Source organism: Aeromonas sp. S2(2024), from assembly GCF_041402505.1.
Lineage (GTDB): Bacteria > Pseudomonadota > Gammaproteobacteria > Enterobacterales > Aeromonadaceae > Aeromonas > Aeromonas media.
This window is the reverse complement of record NZ_JBGLRL010000023.1, coordinates 40,967-58,321: the sequence shown is the minus strand read 5'-3', so window position 1 is coordinate 58,321 and position 17,355 is coordinate 40,967. Positions and strand designations below refer to the sequence as shown.

Genomic DNA, 17,355 nt, shown 5'->3' with positions numbered 1-17,355 from the left:
TAGCGCCGTGGAACCACCTGATCCCATGCCGAACTCAGAAGTGAAACGCGGTAGCGCCGATGGTAGTGTGGCATTCGCCATGCGAGAGTAGGACACTGCCAGGCACCCAATTAAACAGCGTTGTGCAAAATCATGACGTTGGCCGAGAGGATGACACCTCAATGAAGCGGCAGACAATTTAGCAAAAAGCTAACCAGACAGCGGAGCGGTAGTTCAGTCGGTTAGAATACCGGCCTGTCACGCCGGGGGTCGCGGGTTCGAGTCCCGTCCGCTCCGCCACTAATTTGAAAGGCCTTCCCTCACGGGAAGGCCTTTTTGCTATGTGCCTTCAGCAAGCCCAGTCAACAGACTGGGCTTTTTCGTGCCTGTAATCTGACGTTGATGAGGGGCGAGTTGGGCGATCAGGGGTATCGGGGAGCTGGTTCGCAGCAGTAAGTGTGCGTTGGCGGTTGGCCTAATATGCGTAAAAGAGATAAGCAAAGCGCTTTTTCTTTCTTCCTGATATATGTGGAAGGCGGCATTCTGTACTCAACCCAACGATATGGAGTATCACCATGAAATTGCGAATGACCGCCCTGACCCTGCTCTCTCTGCTGGCACTCGGCCAGGCCAATGCGGTCGAGGTGCGCCTGCTCAACGTCTCTTATGACCCGACCCGCGAGCTGTTCCAGGAATACAACAGCGCCTTTGCCAAGGAGTGGAAGGCAAAGACGGGCGATGATGTGGTGGTGAGCCAGTCACACGGTGGCTCCGGCAAGCAGGCCCGTGCCGTGGTGGACGGCCTGGAGGCTGACGTGGTGTCCCTGGCGCTGGCCTATGATGTCGATGCCGTGGCCAAGGCGGGTCTTACTGCCAGCAATTGGGAGGGGCGCCTTGCCAACAATGCGTCTCCCTATACCTCCACCATCGTCTTCCTGGTGCGCAAGGGTAACCCCAAGCAGATAAAGGACTGGGATGATCTGGTGCGCAAGGATGTGGCCATCGTCACGCCAAACCCCAAGACCTCCGGCGGGGCACGCTGGAACTACCTGGCTGCCTGGGGCTATGCCCTGAAGAAGAGCGGCACTGAGGAGGGTGCCAGGCAGTTTGTCGGCGATCTGTTCAAGAACGTAAAGGTGCTGGATTCCGGCGCCCGGGGCGCCACCACCAGCTTCATCGAGCGGGGCCTCGGCGATGTGCTGCTGGCTTGGGAGAACGAAGCCTTGCTGGTGCTGAATCAGCCGGGGACCAGCGACAAGTTCGAGCTCGTGGTGCCCTCGGTTTCCATCCTGGCCGAACCACCGGTTGCCGTGGTGGACAAGGTGGCCAAGAAGCACGGTACCGAGGCGGTCGCCAAGGCGTACCTCGACTATCTCTACTCCGACGAGGGGCAGCGGATCATCGCCAAGTACCACTATCGCCCGAGCAACCCGGCGATCCTCAAGGAGACATCGGCCCAGTTCCCGCAGCTGGCGCTCTTTACCGTCAAGGATCTGGAAGGGGATTGGGACAAGGCACAGAAGAAACACTTCGCCCAGGGCGGGCTGTTCGACCAGATTTACCAACCGGGCGGCTAAGGCCGGCCGGTCCCTGTGACAACAGCTAGGAGCACCATGATGAACAAGATCCTTCTGGTTCCCGGTTTGCACAACAGTGGGCCGGATCACTGGCAGAGTCGCTGGCACCTGCAATTTCCCCAGTGGCAGCGGATGCTGGGTCTGCCCTGGGACAAGCCGGACCTCACGGTTTGGAGCGCCAAGCTGGCGAGCAAGCTAAGGAGCCGCCGTAGCCGGGTCCACCTGGTGGCCCACTCCTTCGGCGCTTTGACGGCGATTGCCGCCGCCCGGCTGCAACCGGACAAGGTCTCCTCCATCCTGATAGTGGCACCAGCGGACCCGGCCCGCTTCGGTATCCCGGATGAGGCGCTGGCGGGGTCCATCAAAGTGTCCGCCCAGCTTATCGCCAGCCGTAACGATCCCTGGATGAGCTTCGAACGTGCCGAGTATTGGAGTCGCCAGTGGCAGGTGCCGCTGTTCGACGCCGGCGAGGTGGGCCACATCAATGCCCAGTCCGGTCATGGGGAGTGGAGTCAGGGGCTCAACCTGCTGAACACCCTTCATCACAGGGCCGAGATGGTGGTGGATCCCGCCTCGACCGAATGGGGCAGGCGGGCTGCCCTCAGCTTCCGCTGACCCTCTGCCTATATGACAAGGAGAGTTCCCGCAAGATATCAGACAGGCTCGCCACCCTGACCCCATAGTGACTGTCTCCACAGTTCAGGTTTCACCGCTCCGTTTGTTAGGTCTTTTATTTATATAAAAGACCTTTTTTTCTATTTATCGCTCTAAAAGCCCTGGTTTGCCGTTGTTAGATAAAAAAGTGCTTAGCAAAGGCGTTATTGGTGTTTGTTGTCACTGGCGGTCGTGAGCAGAATCAGCGTATCGAAAGTTTTTATAACAAACGGATGTGTTATGCGATTAAGTTCTTATTCCGTCCTCCCTGGTCTGGGACCGACCCTGGGCTTCAGTCTGCTCTATCTGAGCATACTGGTACTGTTGCCCCTCTCGGCACTGGTGCTGTTCGCGGTCAACAACCTGACGGCCGCCGAGTTCTGGCAGGTGATAGGCTCCCCCCGGGTGCTCGCCTCCTTTCGCCTCAGCTTCGGGGCCGCTTTTATCGCCGCCTTGCTCAACAGCCTGTTCGGGCTGATCCTGGCCTGGGTGCTGGTGCGTTACAGTTTCCCCGGTCGCCGTTTGGTGGATGCGCTCATCGACTTGCCGTTCGCCATGCCGACTGCCGTCTCCGGCATTGCCCTGTGCGCCATCTTCGCCCCCAACGGCTGGATAGGTCAGTGGGTTGCCCCCTTTGGTATCGAGCTCGCCTACAACCCCATAGGGGTGGTGATCGCCCTCACTTTCATCGGCTTGCCCTTCGTGGTGCGCACCCTGCAGCCCGTGCTGCGGGAGGCTGAGACCGAACAGGAGGAGGCCGCCGCCAGCCTTGGCGCCAATCGCTGGCAGACCTTCGCGCGAGTGTTGTGGCCTACCCTGATCCCGGCGCTGCTCACCGGCTTCGCCCTGGCGTTTGCCCGCGGGGTAGGGGAGTACGGCTCCGTCATCTTTATCGCCGGAAATTTGCCGATGGTGTCGGAAATCGCGCCGCTGATGATCATGAGCCATCTGGAGGAGTATGACTACGCCGGGGCCTCGGCCATCGCCTCCGTCATGCTGCTGATCTCGTTTGTTTTGCTGTTGATCATCAACAAGTTGCAGGCCTGGAGCTGGGCACGAATCGGAGGACGCCGCATATGAACGCATCCAACGCAAGCCTGGATCTGGCCCTCGATGGAGTGCCTGCCACTCAAGTGCGCCAGCCTGCCGTGACCCGTGAGCCCGTCTGGGTGAAGTGGCTGTTGATCAGCGTCGGACTGGGCTGGTTCGCCGCCCTGCTGTTGCTGCCGCTTGCCACCGTCTTTATCCAGGCACTGAGCCCGGGTCTTGCCTTCTTCTGGCATGCCATCAGCGAGCCGGATGCCCTGAGCGCCCTCGGCCTGACGGCCCTGGTGACCCTCTGCTCCGTGCCCCTCAACCTGCTGTTCGGGCTGGCGGCCGCCTGGGCCATAGCCCGCTTCCGTTTCCCGGGCCGGCAACTGCTCATTACCCTCATCGATCTGCCGTTCTCGGTCTCGCCCGTGATAGCAGGCCTGATGTTCGTGCTGATATTCGGTAGTCGCGGCTGGTTTGGCGACTGGCTGAGCGAGCACGACATCAAGATCATCTTCGCCACCCCGGGGATCATATTGGCGACCACCTTCATTACCGTGCCCTTCGTGGTGCGTGAGCTGTTGCCGCAGATGGAGGCCCGCGGACCGGAAGAAGAAGAGGCCGCCATCATGCTGGGGGCGAACGGCTTGCAGATGTTCTGGCGGGTCACCCTGCCCGGCATCCGCTGGAGCCTGATGTACGGTCTGCTGCTATGTACCGCCCGGGCAGTGGGGGAGTTTGGTGCCGTCTCCGTGGTCTCCGGCCATATTCGCGGTCAGACCAACACCCTGCCGCTGCACATCGAGATCCTCTACAACGAGTACCAGACCGGCGCCGCCTTCGCGGTGGCGAGCCTGCTGGCCCTGTTCGGGATCTTCACCCTGTTGGGAGAGACCCTGCTGGCCCGGCTGCGCGCTCAGCCCACCCAGTCCCATTGATATGGCCTGGTCTGCCTGCTGGCAGGCCAGCCCGGATAACCATGAATCCGGTTTAACGGTTTAGAGAGGCAGCCATGAGCATTCAGGTTCAACGACTCAACAAGCATTTCAATCAGTACGCGGCCCTGGCCGACATCAACCTCGATTTTCACGACGGTGAACTGGTGGCGCTGCTCGGCCCCTCCGGTTGCGGCAAGACCACACTGCTGCGGATCATCGCCGGGCTGGAGCAGGCCGACAGCGGCAACGTCATCATCCGCGGCGAGGATGCCTCGGATCTCCACGTGCGCGAGCGCAACGTCGGATTCGTGTTCCAGCACTATGCCCTGTTCAGGCACATGACGGTGTTCGAGAACGTGGCGTTTGGCCTCAGGGTCAAGCCGCGTTCCGATCGGCCGAATGAAGCCAGCATCCGCGCCCGGGTCAAGGAGTTGCTGGATCTGGTGCAGCTCAGCCACGTGGCCGGACGCTATCCGACCCAGCTTTCCGGTGGTCAGCGCCAAAGGGTCGCCCTGGCGCGTGCTCTGGCAGTGCAGCCCAAGGTACTGCTGCTGGACGAGCCTTTCGGCGCCCTCGACGCCCAGGTGCGCAAGGAGCTGCGCCGCTGGCTGCGGGAGCTGCACGACGAGCTGCACGTCACCAGCCTGTTCGTGACCCACGATCAGGAGGAGGCCCTGGAGGTGGCGGATCGGGTGGTGCTGATGAACGCAGGGCGGGTCGAGCAGATCGGCACCCCGGCCGAGGTCTATGACCAGCCCGCCACCGCCTTCGTGCACAGCTTCCTCGGCAGCGTGAACCTGTTTCGCGGTCGGGTGGCCGGGCAGGGGCTTGGCATAGGTGAGCAGCAGCTGGGCGGCCCCATCAGCTCCCAGCTGGCACAGGGCAGTGCGGCCATCGCCTATGTGCGCCCCCACGAGCTGGAGATACTGCCGGCGGATGCACCGGGTGGCATCAGCGCCACCATCACCCGTCTGCTGCCCATGGGGCCGCGGATCCGGGTGGAGTTGCGCGGGGATGGCGAGACCAGGGGGGCTCACTACGAGGCCGAGCTGAGCAAGGAGGCCGCCCGTGCCTTCGCTCCCGGCCAGGGGGTGCGTCTGGTGGCCCGACATGCGCAGCTCTATCCCGACTACCAGATTTGAGGGCGAGGGCCCAAGACGAGACTCTTTTCAGGCTTGCAGCCGGATCCTGATCCGGCCATCCAATAATAAGAGGACGGTGGCAGCATCCACCGCCACTCAGCGCAGGAGGCGATGAGGTGAATTTTCAGCAATTACGCATTATCCGGGAGGCATCGCGGCGGGATTACAACCTGACCGAGGTGGCCAATGCCCTCTTTACCTCCCAGTCCGGGGTCAGCCGCCATATCCGCGAGCTGGAGGAGGAGCTGGGGCTCGCACTCTTCATCCGTTACGGCAAGCGGCTGCTCGGCATGACGGAGCCGGGCAAGGAGCTGCTGGTGATCGCCGAGCGCATCCTGGGGGACGCCGACAATATCCGCAAATTGGCCAGCACCTTCGCCAACCGGGATTCGGGGCGGCTGCTGGTAGCGACCACTCACACCCAGGCGCGCTATGCCCTGCCCCGTGTGGTGAAGGCGTTTCGCGAGCAGTTCCCCCTGGTGCAGCTGGAGCTGCGCCAGGGCAGCCCGGAGGAGATAGTGCGGCTGGTGCAGACCGGCGAGGTGGACATCGGCATCAGCAGCGAACAGCTCGACAAGAGCGAAGGCGTGGTGGCCTTTCCCTACTACCGCTGGCACCACAATATAGTGGTGCCGGAGCAGCACCCCCTCACCGCCGAGCGGGAGCTCACCCTGGCGGCCCTGGCCCACTGGCCCATAGTGACCTATCAGGCCGGTCTGACTGGGCGGGTGCGGGTGGATGAGGCCTTCGCCGAGGCGGGGATACATCCGCAGATCCTGCTGACCGCCCAGGACTCCGACGTCATCAAGACCTATGTCGAGCTGGAGATGGGGGTGGGCATACTGGCTGACATGGCGTTCGATCCCCAGCGGGACAAGGGGCTGGTGCAGCTCGACGGCAGCCGGTTGTTTGCGCCGCACACCGCCTGGATAGGCCTCAAGCAGGGGCAGTTCCAGCACAACTTCACCTGGCAGTTCATCCAGCTCTGCAACCCCGAGCTGGCGCTGGCGGAGATCCAGGCCAGGGCCATGAGCAACGAGCCGCTGCTCGATTACCAGATCTGAATGTGGCGCATGGTCTGAAAAAACAGGGAGCCGATGGCTCCCTGTTGCTTATTCGGCTCTTCAGCCAGGCCCAGAGCCTCACTCATTGGTTAGCGCCCGCTCTGGGGACCCAACATGCGATACAGGGTGCGATCCCCCTTGATCCTGTGATAGTAGAGGGCGGCGGCCACGTGCAGCAGGACCAGCGCCGCCAGTAACAGGCAGCCGAGGCGATGCACGCCGAAGAAGAAGGCGTTGACCTCAGGTACATCGATGGGGTTGCCGACCGGGTAGAGCCAAAACAGGGAATAACCCTGCTCCAGCATCAGGAAGCCGCTCAACAGCACGATGCACATCAGGCCGTAGAGCAGGGCGTGAGCCAGCCTGGCGGCGGGATGGTGAGGCTCGGCCTTATCTTCGGGCAGGGGTGTGCGCCAGTGCCGCCAGCCCCAGCGTAGCAGGAAGAGCGGGGTGATCAGGGTCGCCATCGACATGTTCAACACCGACAGAAACTGAAACAGCCTGGGGTGGCTGTCGATCACCAGGTGCATCAGGTAGCCCGCCAGGGTGGCGTAGAGGATGACGGCGGCCATCAACCAGTGCAGCAGGCGGCTCAGGGGGTCATAGTAGTCTTTCGTCATGGGATTTTTCCGACTGGGGTCCAGGGTGCTGCAAGGCACCGGGAACCCGGATGACAGGCACAAAAAAGAGGCCGCTCGGGCCTCTTCTGATTGCGGGGATCAGTTCACCAGGGTCCAGGCATCCTGCCAGTTGGTGCCCACACCGGGCTCATACTGGGTCGCAGTGCTCGTCCAGATGGTGCACCAGCCGCTGTAGGGGTAGGGCTTGCACTGATAGATCTTGCCATCTTTCGGCTGCAGTACCTTGGTGCCTGCCGCATAGGATTTGAGCCCCTCCGGGAAACTGTACTGGTAGTCACCGCCGCTGGCCGGATCCTTGAACATCAGATCCACGGTCTGCTGCAGAGGGGCGCCGCCCGCCTTCGGCTTGCCCTCGATCACCAGTTGGTGGTGACCGGCGCTCAGACCGCTGACCTCCATGGTGAAGCTCTGGCTGCTGTCCTTGATGTCGGCACTGGTTTGACCCTTGGCGGCGCCACCGTGGTCATACAGGGTGTTGGTGACCGCGAGATCCCCCTCGGCCGTGACGGTGAAGTTGAGGGTGACCTTGCCGTTGTCGAGCAGGTATTCGTTCTCCAGCCCGCTCACGCTGATGCCGTCATTCACCGGGGGTTGCTGCTGCTCGAGCTGGACCTCGACCCGCTGCAGGTTGCTGCCTGCCTTCAGGTAGACGGGATTCTGGCCGTAGACCGGGTTGAACTGGCCATCGGAGCCTTGCTGACCAGCGCGGATCTGGCTCTGCTCGGCGTTGATCTTGGCGGCCAGATCGTGGGCCCAGTTGTTCTTTTGACCCTGCTCGGCGGAACCTATGGTCAGCACTGTCTGGAGATCGGTGCGCTCGCCGTTGGCGTCGAATACCCGGGTCTTGGCCTTGTCGCCGGCAACCAGATCGGTGGAGGGGTAGATGGTCCCGCCCTGGCTCCAGGTCAGCGGTGGCTGGGTGCCGCCGTCGAACTGGACATCGATCAGGTTGTAGAAGCTGTTGGCGGTATCTCCCACTTCCCAGACGCCGAGGATGACCTGATGACCGGTGCGCGCCGGCAGAGTGCACTGATGGGTGACCTGTTTGGGCGGTTGCACCATGCCCCCGTCGATGACACAGAACGGATTGAGATCGAAGGAGTCCCTGGTCAGCGGCTGGTTCGGATTCCACTCCTGCTTGGTGAGGTAGTAGCGCCAGTTGCGGGTGACATGGTTGGCGGTGAAGGTCCAGCCGATGGCGAAGGGGCCGGCCTGCACCTGTCGCTTGGTCCAGCGATCGCTGGTCTGGGCGTTGAGCTCAGCGAATTGTGGATGACCGGCCGAGGCGATCTGGCCGTCGGCGGGGCCGCCATTGGGGAAGCCAGACGGCGCCTCCAGGCTCTGTGGCTCCCATTGAATGGCGCCGCACTGGCTGTTGCCGCCGGTCTTGCACAGATAGTTGCGCCCTTCCGGCTGGCTGATGTAGCCGTGGGCGAGCACGCCGCCACTGGCGAGCAGCGCCAGCGCGGTGGCCACATGATTGAGTTTGAATTTTGCTGCCATACATTCCTCTGTTCGGTGATGTGGGCAGTCAAGTTGGCAGGGGAATTCCCCGTGACACACCTGAGTGTGGCAACCCCGCTATCCTGGACGACATGTCTTTAGACCGGAGGCTTTGCGTCCTGGCCTTTCAACCAGTTTGCCAAATGACTACATAAAGGGTCAGGGTGCCGCCTTTGATGACGACACAGTCATGATGGCTTTTTTTGATTAAATTATTAAGTATGAATCTTTGCAACTTGATCTCATCGGAGTAGAGCAATAACTTAACTCATTGTTTTTAAATTTATATTTAATCCATCAAGTTGGGGTTAGTTCGCCCATTTTGTTGAAAAGATGCGAGGTGGTGACATTTTTCATTGATGAAAAAATCCCCTGTCGGCGGGGCCGGCAGGGAATGGGACTGGGTCAGGTGGTCAGTGGTGCGGGTTCTGGTCTGTGCGGCGGGAGGGCGAGGGGCGCGGAGCCTGACCGGGCGACAGATCCCGGGATAGGCCATTATCGAGCCTGAACACCGCCAGCCGCTCGTCCAGGCTGCGGGAGAGTCCGGCCAGCAGCTCGCTCTCCCGGGCCAGCTGGGACGCGGCCTGGGACATCTCCAGGGCCGAGTCATTGATGCCGCTGACGTTGCGGTTCATGTCCTCGGCCACCATGCTCTGCTGCTCCGCCGCAGTGGCGATTTGGGTCGCCATGTCGCTCACGTGCTGGATGTGATTGACGATGAGGGAGAGATCCTGCCCCGCCTTTTCGGACTGGCCGACGCTGCTCTCCGCCAGCTTGCGGCTGGCGTCCATGGCGCTGGCGGCGGTCATCGCCCGCTGCTGCAACTGGGTGATGGTGCTCTGGATCTCCTCGGTGGAGTGGCGGGTGCGGCTGGCCAGCTGGCGCACCTCGTCGGCCACCACGGCGAAGCCGCGACCCTGCTCGCCGGCGCGGGCCGCCTCGATGGCGGCGTTGAGGGCCAGCAGATTGGTCTGATCCGAGATGGCGCTGATGACGGCCGTCACCTCGCCTATCTGCATCACCCCCTCCTTGAGCCGATTGACCTGATGGGTGGCCTGCTCCACCTCGGTGGCGAGTGCCTGGATGCCGTGCACGCTGGCGTGGACGTCTTCGTTGCCGAGTCCGGCCTCGCTGGTGGCGTCCTGGGTGTCGCGAGCCGTGTTCTCGGCGTGACCCGCCACATCCGAGATGGTGGCGCTCATCTCGTTCATGGCGGTGGCGAGCTGGGCCAGCTGATCCCGCTGGCTGTTGACCGCCTGGTTGGTCTGCTCGGCGGAGGCGGCGATGCGCAGGGCGGCATCCGCCACGTTGCGGGCTCCCTGGCTGGCTTCCAGCAGGGCGCGGCGAATGGCGTCCAGCCCCTTATTGGTGCTGGTGGCGACGGCCCCCAGCTCATCCTTGCCATGCACCGGGATGCTCACCACCAGATCCCCGGCCGCCACCTGGGCCATGGCCCCCTTGATCTCGGCCAGTGGCTTGACGATGGAGCGGCTGATGGCCATCCCCAGCCATCCCATCAGCAGGATCACCAGCAGGGTGGCCCCTCCCATCAGCTCATACTGGGACCAGATGGTGGCCTCGATGTCTTGCAGCAAGAGACCGGAGCCCAGGATCCAGCCCCAGGGCTGGTAGCCAGCCACCAGTGACATCTTCTGGGCCACCTCGCCGGAGGGGGAGATCCATTGGTATTCAAGACGACCCTGATGGCCTCCCTTGCCCAGATCCACCATGCGTTGCCAGTGGGCGTCGGCGGGGGCGGCGTCGGGCGCGCCCATCTGCTGGCCGACCAGCTCGGGCTTGGCAGGGTGCACCACCACACGGCGATTCTCATCCAGTACGAACAGATAGTTGTCGCCATCGAAGCGCATGCTGTCGAGCATGGCCTTGGCCTCGGCCTGCGCCTCTGGGGCGGGCAGGGTGGCGGCGAGGGTCTGGATCCGGCTCATGGCGAGATCCAGCACCGCCTGTAATCGGGCTTCCCGCTCACTCATCAGGTTGCGATGCAGGGCACTGGCCGAGATGAGCAGCAGTGCGATGAAGCCGACCAGCGCCACCGAGAGCAGCAGCATCAGTTTGCGACTCACGGCGATATCACCGAGCTTGAACATAGTCTTTTCCTTCTTTCCCGTGCGGATCTGGTGAGGGCCAGTCAGTTGGCTGGCCTCGACTGTTTTTGATTAACATTTATTTAACTTTCAATGGGTTGTGATGATTGACCACCAATTGAGTTTTTTGGCAACCAGTATAGCCAGCAGACAGGAACCCTCGCTTTTGATAGCGTGGTCTGGCGCATCCCGGCGCACCATTTGCCGGCCCTATTTGCAGGAAGTGTGAATGAGTTGGCATTTCACCAAAAAGGAGTGGGCACCCCTGTGGGTGACCCCATAACAAGAGGGAATTTATGAGTTCCATTGCCAGGAATTACTTGAACCAGCTCAACGCCGACTACCTGAGAGTACACAGGCGCAAGGAGGATCTGTTCTGGTCCACCTACATGGGTACCAGCGACGATCAGGCCGGTTTCACCGCCGCCGAGCAGGCCTACAAGGCGTTCTGCGCCGATCCGGCCAGGCTGCCCGCATTGCGGGAGATGCAGGCCCAGGCCGAGGAGCCCGCTCTCAGGCGCGGCCTGGCGGGCTGGGTGGCCTTCTTCGAGTGCAACGTCATCGAGGAGCCGGCCGCCGCTGCCCTGATGGACGAGCTGGTGGTCGCCGAGGCGGATCTCTTTGCCCGCCGCAAGGGGTTGAAGCTGACTTTGCTGGACGAGCAGGGCCGCCAGGTGGCCGGCAGTCTGCCCGCCGCCAGCACGGCGCTGGCCGCCAGTGCCGACGAGGCGGTGCGCCAGAGTGCGCTCGCCATGTTCCACACCCTGGAGCAGTGGGTGGTCGGCAACGGCTTCCTCGAGGTAGTGGCCCTGCGCAACCGCTTCGCCCGCGCCATGGGTTATCGGGACTACTTCGACTACAAGGTGCACAAGAACGAGCAGATGAGCCCGGAGCAGCTGTTCGCCGTGCTCGATGACTTTATCGTCCGCACCGAGCAGCGGGTGCACCAGAGTCTGGCGGAGCTGAAAGCCGCCAAGGGGGAGGCGGCCCTGCTGCCCCACAACCTGCGCTACAGCGTGAGTGGCGATGTGACCCGCCAGCTTGACCCTTACGTGCCCTTCTCGCGGGCGCTGCAGGATTGGGTACAGAGCTTCCGCCGCCTCGGCATCCAGTATCGCGGAGCCACCCTCACCCTGGATCTGCTGACCCGGGAGGGGAAATACGAGAACGGTTTCTGCCACGGCCCTGTGCCGAGCTTCTGGCAGGAGGGGGAGTGGGTGCCGGCGGTGGTCAACTTCACCAGCCTGGCGGATCCGGCCCAGGTGGGCAGCGGCTGGAGCGGCCTCAACACCCTGTTCCACGAGGGAGGCCACGCGGCGCACTTTGCCAATGTCACCGGCAACGCCCCCTGCTTCTCCCAGGAGTTTCCCCCCACTTCCATGGCCTATGCCGAGACCCAGTCCATGTTCTGCGACAGCCTGCTGGACGACGCGGACTGGCTCAAGCGCTATGCCAGGAATGGGGAGGGGGAGGCGATTCCCGACGAGCTCATCAAGGCGATGATCGAGGCGCGCCAGCCGTTTCGCGCCTTCAACGAGCGCCAGATTGCGCTGGTGGCCTACTTCGAGCGGGATCTCTACGCCATGGCAGACAGTGAGCGCACTCCCGAGGCGGTGCTGGCGCTGGCCCGGCGCTGGGAGCGCACCATCCTGGGTGTGGAGAGCCCGCGCCCGCTGCTGGCGATCCCGCACCTGCTCAACCAGGAGTCGGCCTGCGCCTATCACGGCTACCTGCTGGCGCTGATGGCGGTGGAGCAGACCCGTGCCTACTTCCTGGGGCGCGACGGCTACCTCACCGACAACCCGCGCATCGGGCCGGATCTGGCCGCCCATTACTGGGGGCCGGGCAACGGCATGACCCATGACGAGACGCTGCAGAGCCTCACTGGCGAAGGCTTCAGTGCCGTTCCCCTAGCCGAGGCGTGCAACCAGAGTGTGGCGCAGGCGTGGGCGACGGCCGCAGCCTGCATGGCGGCGGCGCGCCAGCGCCCACCGGCAGGAGAGGGGACGCCGCTCGACGCCCACATCCGGGTGATGCACGGCGCCGAGCTGATTGCCGACAACCGCGAGTCGGAGGGCCGCATGCTGGCCGACTTCGAGACCTGGATCCGCCAGCATTATCAGCGTGAGTCCGCCGCCGCCCTGTGAGGCGCTCCTCCACCATCAAGCCCTGCCCCTCGGCAGGGCTTGTTCATTTCAGCAGGAAGCAAGCTTGGTCAGGTGGGGCGGGATCTTTGCCGCGGCGCAAGATGTGCCTGTTTTTTGCGCCATCTATCTGTTTTGACTATTAATTATGGTGATGCGCAGAGGCTTTGGCTGAGCGCTGGCGAGGCGGGTCACAGATATGTTTCTCTGGATATATTGAGTATTCACGGCGATCCCATATCATGGCGCTCGCTCGCCGCCAGAGAGTGGCGACATTCAGATGATTAGCTAAATACAAAGCCCTGAAGGCTTGTCGAGGGATGGAAATTGAGAGCCGTATTGTTGTGTTTGCTGGGGCTGTGGCCCGCATTGAGTTTTGCCACTCTGTCCGCCGACATGGTGGTGGTCAAGAAGTCGAGTTATAGCCTGACCCTGATGAAGGATGGCAAGCCGGTCAAACGCTATTGGGTCGCCCTGGGTCCGGCTCCCAAGGGGCACAAGCTGCAGGAAGGGGATCAGCGTACCCCGGAAGGGCGCTACACCCTCGACTACAAGAAGAGCAATTCCGGCTTCTACAAGGCTATCCACATCAACTACCCGAATCTGGACGACATCAAGCGTGCCAATGAGCTGGGAGTGCGCCCGGGCGGCATGATCATGATCCACGGTCAGCTCAACCGTATGGGGGATCGCAGGGTGCAGCCGTCCAACTGGACCAATGGTTGCATCGCCGTGCTCAACCACGAGATGGACGAGATCTGGAACGCCGTCGAGCCCGGCACCCCCATCATCATCGAGCCCTGATCCTCGCCCCTCACGCCCGCTGCCCAGCGGGCGTTTTATTTCCTCCCTGGATGGCGTGACAGTCCATCCCGCACCGTGCTAGTTTTTCCGGTTCGCGTTGGCAGTCACAAGGATGATCCCATGATGTCAGGAACGAGCCTCCCCGTGCCCGAGCGCACGGGTGTGCTCTGGTGGCGCGCCACCCTGGATATTCTCCCACTCTCCATTTCCGTGATCCCCTGGGGGATACTGTGTGGCGCCCTGGCGTTGCAGGCGGGCCTGAGCCCGGTGCAGGCCCAGCTGATGTCGCTGCTGGTCTATGCAGGTGCCGCCCAGCTCTCGGCCACCACCTTGTTCGGGGCGGGCACTCCCCTGCTGCCCATCATGGGTTCCACCATGGTCATCACCTCCCAGCATCTGCTCTACGGCTTCACCTTCCGCCGGGACGTGCTGCCGCTCTCTCTGCGCTGGCGCGCCAGCCTCGCCTTCTTCCTGACCGACGAGATGTTCGCGGTGGCACTGAAAGACAGGGAGCGCCACGGCGTCTTCAACCCCGCCTATGCCCTGATCGCGGGCTTCGTGTTCTACCTGTTCTGGAACCTGGCGACCCTGCTCGGCATCGCCGCCGGCCAGTACATCGAGGGGCTGGACAAGATGGGGCTGGACTTTGCCATCGCCGCCACCTTCATCGCCATGACGATCCCCGCCATGAAGAACCTGCCCATGGTGGCGGCGACTGTGGTGAGCGGCGGCACAGCACTGCTCACCAAGCCGCTGCTGGCGGAGATCCACATCATCATCTCGGCCCTGGCCGGCATGGTGGTGGGCTATGTATTGCACCGGATGAGGAGATGACCATGGGCTGGCTGATGATTGGCCTGCTGGCCCTGATCACCTTTTTCAACCGCTTCGCCTTCTTCTCGCGGCTGACCCGCTATCAGCCCGGTGCCGAGATGGGGGCCTTCCTCAGCTTCTCGGCCCAGTCGGTGCTGACCGCCATCTGGCTGCCCATCGTCTTCAGCTATAAGCCAGGCAAGGGGCTGGACTGGGATCCGGACTACCTGGCCGCCACCCTGCTGGTGACCGCGCTGACCCTGCTGCGCCTGCCGACCCTGGTGGTGGTGGTGGTCGGTATGGGGTGCTTTTTCCTGTTGCGTTGGCAGGGGGGACTGGCGGCGCTGCTGCCCTGGTTGGGTTGAGTCGTGATCCAACATAACGGATGTCTCTATCAAACATCCGTTATGTTGTGAATGTCACTTTAAAAAAGACCTCTCAAGTGTGAGGATTTAGGGACTGTCCGCCAAGGAGCTCCCCATGTCTTTCACCGAAACCTGTCAGCGCATAGTGCGCGACCCCCTGCTCTCACCCGCTCAGAAGAGCCATGCCCTGGCGCTCGCCGCCGAGAATGCACTGCCCTATCCCGCGCTGCCTGCCGAGGTGACCGAGGCGATGGCGCAAGGGGTGCTGTGCGACATGTTCGAGGGACATGCCCCCTACAAGCCACGCTATGTGCTGCCGGACTACGAGAAGTTCCTGCGCCAGGGCTCTTCCTGGCTGGAGCTGGCGCCGCCACAGGATTTCGACGAGGCACTCGATGCCCTGCGCATCCTCTATCACCATGTGCCCTCGGTCACTGGCATGCCGGTCTGGTTGGGGCGCCTCGATCACCTGCTGCTGCCCTTCGTCGGGGAGCTGGATGACGAGACGCTGTACCGCAAGCTGAAGGGGTTCTGGATCTACCTGGACAGGGTGCTGCCGGATGCCTTCATGCACGTCAACATAGGCCCGGATGACAACAGGATCTGCCGCCTGCTCCTGCGCATCGACGGCGAACTCAAGCAGGTGGCGCCGAACCTCAGCCTGTTTCACGATCCTGCATCGATCCCGGACAGTCTGCTGATGCAGGGGGTGCAGAACATAGCCCTGTGCGGCAAGCCCCACATAGTCAACTACCCGATCCACAGGGAGACCTTCGATGAGCGGGGCTTTGGCATCGTCAGCTGCTACAACGCCCTGCCGCTCGGAGGCGGCGCCAATACCCTGGTGCGCCTCTCCCTCAAGGGAATGGCCGAGCAGAGCGCCGACCTCGAGGAGTTCATGACGCGCTGGCTGCCCCACTATTGCGAGCAGGCCTCCCGCCTCATCGAGGCAAGGGCCGCCTTCCTGCACCAGGAGTCCGGTTTCTTCGCCAGCTTCCTGGTGGAGGAGGGGCTGATCGAGGAGGCGCGTTTCGTCCCCATGTTCGGCATCTTTGGCATGGCAGAGGCGGTGAACCTGCTGATGGATAAGGCGGGGTTGCCCGGGCGCTATGGCCACGACGAGGGGGCCAACCAGCTCGGCCATCGCATCTCGGCCCGGCTTTCGGCCTGGGTGACGGCCCGGCCCCAGCCCCATGCCTGGGGCGGGCGTGCCCTGCTGCACTCCCAGGGCGGGCTCAGCCTGGACCAGGGGGTCACCCCCGGGGTGCGCATCCCTTATGGGGAGGAGCCGGATCCCGCCAGCCACCTGCTGGCCCTGGCCCCGCACCACGGCTACTACCACTCCGGGATCAGCGAGATCCTCACCCTGGATCCCACCATACGCCAGAACCCGCAGGCGCTGCTGCAGCTCTGCAAGGGGGCTTTCGCCCTCGGCATGCGCGAATTCAGTGCCAACGTGGTGGACAGCGACCTGGTGCGGGTGACCGGCTACATGATCCGCAAGAGCGACCTGGCCCGCTTCGCCGCCGAAGGGTCGCGGTTGCAGACCACCTGCCTCGGCGCCGAGGCGAGCGAGCTGACCGGGATCCGCCAGCGGGCGCCGCGGGTGGTCGCCCTTGAGGCGACCCAGTGTGACCACTGACAGTGACAAGGGGGCGCGCACCGCGACGGTCAGTCGCTGGTTGCCCTTCTCCTGCGTGGACGGGCCGGGCAATCGGCTGGTGCTCTTCCTGCAAGGGTGCAACTTTCGTTGCCCTGGTTGCCACAACCCGCACACCATAGGGCTGTGCGATCACTGTGGCGACTGCGTACCCGGCTGCCCAAGCGGGGCCCTGACGCTCGTCGAGGGCCGCCCTGGCGAGAGCCGAGTGCGCTGGCAGGCGTCGCTCTGCACCGACTGCGACCGCTGCCTGGATGCCTGTCTCCGCAGGGCCAGCCCCAAGACCCACCAGATGTCGGTGGCCGAGGTGCTGGCCCTGCTGCGCCGCTACGGCCCGCTGCTAACCGGCATCACAGTCTCCGGCGGCGAGGCGACCACCCAGCTGCCGTTCGTGACCGACCTGTTTACGGCCATCAAGGCCGCGCCGGATCTGGTCCATCTGAGCTGCCTGCTGGACAGCAACGGATCCCTTGGTGAGGCGGGCTGGCAGCGGCTGCTGCCGGTACTCGACGGTGCCATGATCGATCTCAAGGGGTGGCGTGAGTCGGTGCATCATGCGCTCACCGGCCAGGGCCGAGAGCGGGTGCTGGCCTCGCTGCAACTGCTTGCACGAGTGGGCAAGCTGGCGGAATTACGGTTGCTCCATGTACCGGGGCGCACTGATTTCATCGATGCCGATGGCAAGCTGGAGGCGGGCCTGGTCAGCTTTCTGCAGAGCCTGGGACCCGTCCCCATTCGTCTCAACGGGTTTCGCCACCACGGGGTGTGCGGGGAGGCGCTGGCCTGGCAGGAGGCCGCCATGGACGAGCTGGATGGGCTGTCCAACGCATTGAAGGTGAAAGGATTTGGCCCAATCTCCCTGCCGCCATTGTGACGAGGCCGGCATGTTTTTCCTCCTGAGTCCCGATATGACGCAACTGTGATGTCTGTCTAT

Annotated in this window: 15 protein-coding genes, 1 tRNA gene, 1 rRNA gene and 1 riboswitch; of the genes, 14 read left to right on the top strand and 3 right to left on the bottom strand. The window is 63.0% G+C overall.

Annotation, left to right across the window (positions count from 1 at the left end; all coding sequences use genetic code 11):
* The 8 genes from rrf to cbl form a co-directional block, all read left to right on the top strand.
* A 5S ribosomal RNA gene (gene rrf, locus ACB039_RS18345) occupies window positions 1-104 on the top strand; the annotation flags it as partial.
* 98 nt (window positions 105-202) lie between these two features.
* Window positions 203-279: transfer RNA gene (locus ACB039_RS18340), tRNA-Asp, on the top strand.
* A gap of 275 nt (window positions 280-554) precedes the next feature.
* The gene (locus ACB039_RS18335) at window positions 555-1,556 is read left to right on the top strand and encodes a sulfate ABC transporter substrate-binding protein (protein WP_139751367.1); all 1,002 of its coding nucleotides are present in this window, start codon (window positions 555-557) and stop codon (window positions 1,554-1,556) included.
* A gap of 39 nt (window positions 1,557-1,595) precedes the next feature.
* Window positions 1,596-2,171, top strand: coding sequence for an alpha/beta hydrolase (locus ACB039_RS18330; RefSeq protein WP_139751366.1), 576 nt, complete (start codon window positions 1,596-1,598; stop codon window positions 2,169-2,171).
* A gap of 279 nt (window positions 2,172-2,450) precedes the next feature.
* A complete protein-coding gene (gene cysT / locus ACB039_RS18325) occupies window positions 2,451-3,290 on the top strand; it encodes a sulfate ABC transporter permease subunit CysT (RefSeq protein ID WP_139751365.1) in 840 nt (279 codons plus the stop codon).
* Window positions 3,287-4,180: a sulfate ABC transporter permease subunit CysW gene (gene cysW / locus ACB039_RS18320; protein ID WP_371166177.1), complete on the top strand. Its 894-nt coding sequence runs from the start codon at window positions 3,287-3,289 to the stop codon at window positions 4,178-4,180. Before cysT ends, cysW begins: the two co-directional genes overlap by 4 nt.
* Window positions 4,181-4,254: 74 nt before the next feature.
* A complete protein-coding gene (locus tag ACB039_RS18315) occupies window positions 4,255-5,322 on the top strand; it encodes a sulfate/molybdate ABC transporter ATP-binding protein (RefSeq protein WP_171272623.1) in 1,068 nt (355 codons plus the stop codon).
* A gap of 116 nt (window positions 5,323-5,438) precedes the next feature.
* A complete protein-coding gene (gene cbl, locus ACB039_RS18310) occupies window positions 5,439-6,386 on the top strand; it encodes an HTH-type transcriptional regulator Cbl (RefSeq protein ID WP_005332399.1) in 948 nt (315 codons plus the stop codon).
* 89 nt (window positions 6,387-6,475) lie between these two features.
* Here the strand turns inward: cbl and ACB039_RS18305 are convergent, their stop codons facing one another.
* The 3 genes from ACB039_RS18305 to ACB039_RS18295 all read right to left on the bottom strand — a co-directional run bounded on the left by ACB039_RS18305 (window position 6,476) and on the right by ACB039_RS18295 (window position 10,638).
* Window positions 6,476-7,006: a cytochrome b gene (locus ACB039_RS18305; RefSeq protein WP_257498031.1), complete on the bottom strand. Its 531-nt coding sequence runs from the start codon at window positions 7,004-7,006 to the stop codon at window positions 6,476-6,478.
* Window positions 7,007-7,105: 99 nt separating this feature from the next.
* Window positions 7,106-8,530, bottom strand: coding sequence for an N-acetylglucosamine-binding protein GbpA (gbpA, locus tag ACB039_RS18300; RefSeq protein WP_139751362.1), 1,425 nt, complete (start codon window positions 8,528-8,530; stop codon window positions 7,106-7,108).
* Between the two features lie 65 nt (window positions 8,531-8,595).
* Window positions 8,596-8,681: riboswitch (cyclic di-GMP riboswitch) on the bottom strand.
* A gap of 262 nt (window positions 8,682-8,943) precedes the next feature.
* Window positions 8,944-10,638 (bottom strand): methyl-accepting chemotaxis protein, encoded by a 1,695-nt coding sequence (locus tag ACB039_RS18295; protein WP_371166176.1) that lies wholly within the window; start codon window positions 10,636-10,638, stop codon window positions 8,944-8,946.
* A 293-nt stretch (window positions 10,639-10,931) separates the two neighbouring features.
* Between ACB039_RS18295 and ACB039_RS18290 the strand changes: the two genes are divergently transcribed.
* From ACB039_RS18290 to ACB039_RS18265, 6 genes are all read left to right on the top strand, one after another.
* Window positions 10,932-12,782, top strand: a complete 1,851-nt coding sequence (locus ACB039_RS18290; protein ID WP_139751360.1) for a M3 family metallopeptidase — start codon at window positions 10,932-10,934, stop codon at window positions 12,780-12,782.
* Between the two features lie 324 nt (window positions 12,783-13,106).
* A complete protein-coding gene (locus tag ACB039_RS18285) occupies window positions 13,107-13,583 on the top strand; it encodes a murein L,D-transpeptidase family protein (RefSeq protein WP_041206757.1) in 477 nt (158 codons plus the stop codon).
* 120 nt (window positions 13,584-13,703) lie between these two features.
* Window positions 13,704-14,417 carry an AzlC family ABC transporter permease gene (locus ACB039_RS18280; protein ID WP_041206756.1) on the top strand — a complete coding sequence of 238 codons (714 nt, stop codon included), beginning with the start codon at window positions 13,704-13,706 and terminating at the stop codon, window positions 14,415-14,417.
* A 2-nt stretch (window positions 14,418-14,419) separates the two neighbouring features.
* Window positions 14,420-14,761 (top strand): AzlD domain-containing protein, encoded by a 342-nt coding sequence (locus tag ACB039_RS18275; protein ID WP_139751359.1) that lies wholly within the window; start codon window positions 14,420-14,422, stop codon window positions 14,759-14,761.
* A 115-nt stretch (window positions 14,762-14,876) separates the two neighbouring features.
* Window positions 14,877-16,403 carry a YjjI family glycine radical enzyme gene (locus ACB039_RS18270; protein ID WP_270824555.1) on the top strand — a complete coding sequence of 509 codons (1,527 nt, stop codon included), beginning with the start codon at window positions 14,877-14,879 and terminating at the stop codon, window positions 16,401-16,403.
* A complete protein-coding gene (locus ACB039_RS18265) occupies window positions 16,393-17,295 on the top strand; it encodes a YjjW family glycine radical enzyme activase (protein WP_371166175.1) in 903 nt (300 codons plus the stop codon). The genes ACB039_RS18270 and ACB039_RS18265 overlap by 11 nt, the downstream gene beginning before the upstream one ends.
* The last annotated feature ends 60 nt before the right edge of the window (window positions 17,296-17,355 follow it).